Below are 3,056 nucleotides of genomic sequence, written 5' to 3'. Positions count from 1 at the left end.
ACACAGTCCTGACCGGCAGAGGGACGGGGAGACCTGCCAGACCCAACCCTCTCACCCAGACACAAGACACACCAGAACTAAGCAGCGACAGTCTAGTAGTTTGCGGTCAGCCAATGTTCACCCTGTCCGCCACGCCCGGGCGGGGCCCCTGGCGGCGTTGCCAGAATCCTCGTGTAGCGCCGCTACACGACGGTTCCCGACGCCTTGCCAGGACCACCTGGACGCGACGGCCAGAGCAGACACCGGCTGACGCGGTATCAGGAAGAACGAACAGGGATCGCGAAATCCGCGGGACCCGGACGAACACGGCCGTCCACCGCGCACGGAAAAAATCGCGTGTTCTTCGGCTGTTCGGGAGGCCGCTGAACAACGACGCCCGCCCTGTCCACGGGAAAACTGGTGACGTCAACCGGGACATGTTGGCCAGGCAGCCCGACCGGGCATGGCGCCGGCCTACGGCCCCGGAGCGGGCCTGGCATACAACATCGCGATCGCGCCTACCACGACACGATCGCGATTCGGGCGGTGCACGACATCCGACAAGCTGTGTCCGACAAGCTGTTGTCCAACAGCCGCTGCCCCACAAGCCGCTGCCCGACAAACCGCCTCAGAGCGAGACCAACACCCTGGTCGGCCCGCCGTGGGAGGCGGACGGGTCGGGGCCGGCGGCGTCGGCCAACTGGCGCAGGCCGTTGACGATCCCGTTGACGATGTCGCCGAGGGCGAAACTGGAGGTCATCGTCAGGACGGCAAGCCCGGCGGCCTGGTCGGTGACGCGCTGTCTGGCCCCCCGCGTCGTCCCGATGTGGACGAACCGCTGGCCGGGAGAGACCAGGATGGCGACAGCCGGATCGCTCGGGCGTCCCACCAGGTTGGCCAGCAGCCGTTCGGCGAACAGCGCCGGGTCGTCGTCGACGGCGCCCACCCGGACGGCGAACCGGATGCCGGTGCGGGCCTGCGCTACCGCCCGCGCCCGTTCGAGCCGGTCGCGCTGCTCCCAGGTGAAGGGCTCACCAGCTGCCACTGGCACCGCCCGCGCCGGGTGAGGCCACGTGCGGGTGCTCACCTTCGGCGGCGGCCGCGGGCGGATCCCCGACCCAGACCTCGTCATGCTCCCAGGACCGCCCCGGCCGGTAGCGGGACGGGCCGCTGCCCCGGCTCGACAGCAGCGTGAGCCCGATCGCGACCAGGAACCCGCCGATGATCGTCCCGCCGTAGACGGCCCAGGCCTCCAACGGCGTGAGCGGATCGGGACTGTACCGATCCCCGATGTCCTGCGCCAGGGCGGCGCCGCACATCGCGGGAAGAGCGAGAACAGCCAGCGTCACGACGGTGAGTACGCGGCGGGTGGTGGTCAGCCGAGGACGTCGACGAGTCACGTTGCGAAGGTTACCGGGTGATTGGCCCATGGTCGCCTGAAACCGAGTCCAGGCGGTACGCCCCGCCAGGCAGCCCAGCCCGACCACGGCCTGATCATTACTTTACGTAGCAAAGTCCATCGTCTGCTGTCGCCTTCGGCCGCTGCCACCGCCGGCCGCCGGCGCCTTCGGCCACCATCACCTCCAGCCGGCCGTGTCGCCTCCCTCCAGCCGCCGTCGCCGTCGCCGTCGGCCACCGTCACGCCCGCCGGGCCTGTTCGCGCACCTGGGCGAGCAGCCCGGCCAGGCGGTGTACCCGCGGGTCGGCCCGCAGCCGCTCCACGGTGACGGACCGGCCGTCGGCGTCGGTCACCGGCAGCCGCCAGTTCGGGTACGCGTCCACGGTGCCGGGCAGGTTCGGTTGACGCAGGTCACCCAGGGCGTCGCCCGGCGCCGCGAGCACGATCCGTGCCGGCGAGCGGACAAGCAGGCCGTGCAGGGCGAAAGCAACCTCGCGCAGCGCCGACTGGTCGAGATCGTCCACGGCGGTGGGAGCCACGGCCAGCAGGCCCTCGGCCCGCAGCAGCGCGATCAGCGCGTCCCGTTCCCGCCGCCATGCCCGCAGCTCGGCATCTGGTGAGTGTCGCAGCAGGCCACGGCGGGCCCGGACCCGCACGTGCGCGCCGGTGAGGTAGCCGGCGACGGTGGGCAGGTCGTGGGTGGTGATGCTCGCCATCGCCGGTTCCCGCCAGCGTCGCGGCGGCAGCGGCTCACCGTCGGCGTCGCGTTCGAACCAGGCGACGGTCGAGCCGAGCACCCCGGCGCGGGCCAGCCGCGCCGCGACCGAGGACTCGACCGTGCCGAGATCCTCACCGACGACGAGCGCCCTGGCCCGGGCCGCCTCGAGCGCGAGCAGGCCGAGCATGGCGTCGGCGTCATAGCGGACGTAGGTACCCGCCGCCGCGGAGTTCCCGGTCGGGATCCACCACAGCCGGAACAGGCCGAGGACGTGGTCGACCCGGATGCCGCCACCCCGGCGGAGCACGGCGGCGACCATCTGCCGGAACGGCGCGTAGCCGGTCTCCGCCAGCCGGTCGGGCCGCCATGGCGGCAGCGCCCAGTCCTGGCCCTGCTGGTTGAACCCGTCCGGGGGCGCGCCCACGGTCGCACCGGCGGCGAAGACGTCCCGCAGCGCCCAGGCGTCCGCGCCACCCGGATCCACGCCGACCGCGAGGTCGTGCACGATACCGACGGTCATCCCGGCGTCGCGGGCGGCTGCCTGCGCGGCGGCGAGCTCGGCGTCGCAGGCATGCTGCAGCCAGCGGTGGAAGGCGATCCGTTCCCGCAGCTCGACGCGGGCGGCGGCGACGGCGGGGCTGTGCGGGTCGCGCAGGTGCGCCGGCCAGCGCCGCCAGTCCGGGCCGTGCCGTTCGGCAAGAGCGCACCAGGTCGCGAAGTCGGTGAGGCCGTCGTGCCCTGTCTCCGGTCCGTCCGCCTCGCCGGGTCCAGCGACCTCTCCGGGCCCGGAGACACTGAACAGCAGCTCCAGGGCGGCGAGCTTGGCCCGCCACACCGCGTCCCGGTCCAGAAGCCCGGCACGGCCCGCGGCCGGCCCGGCCTCCCCCGGGTCGTCCCCCGCCAGCCCACCATGTTCCGGGCTGCTGTCCGCGGGTTCGACGGCCACCAGCCCGCGGATAC

The 3,056-nt window shown here is 72.8% G+C and carries 3 protein-coding genes; all 3 read right to left on the bottom strand.

All coding sequences use genetic code 11. The annotated features are described in order from the left end of the window. Window positions 1-607: 607 nt before the first annotated feature. Complete coding sequence (locus CM1CMNOD_RS06725) at window positions 608-1,024, bottom strand: DUF5130 family protein (protein WP_013872918.1); 417 nt, start codon at window positions 1,022-1,024, stop codon at window positions 608-610. Then, window positions 1,011-1,379 carry a hypothetical protein gene (locus CM1CMNOD_RS06720; protein ID WP_131772331.1) on the bottom strand — a complete coding sequence of 123 codons (369 nt, stop codon included), beginning with the start codon at window positions 1,377-1,379 and terminating at the stop codon, window positions 1,011-1,013. The genes CM1CMNOD_RS06725 and CM1CMNOD_RS06720 overlap by 14 nt, the downstream gene beginning before the upstream one ends. Window positions 1,380-1,617: 238 nt before the next feature. After that, the coding region (gene malQ / locus CM1CMNOD_RS06715; RefSeq protein WP_131773900.1) for a 4-alpha-glucanotransferase at window positions 1,618-3,056 on the bottom strand (1,439 nt) is incomplete at its 5' end.

It is taken from the genome of Protofrankia symbiont of Coriaria myrtifolia (genome assembly GCF_900634755.1).
In the GTDB taxonomy this organism is placed as follows: Bacteria; Actinomycetota; Actinomycetes; order Frankiales; family Frankiaceae; genus Protofrankia; species Protofrankia coriariae.
This window is presented reverse-complemented; position numbering and strand designations above follow the sequence as displayed.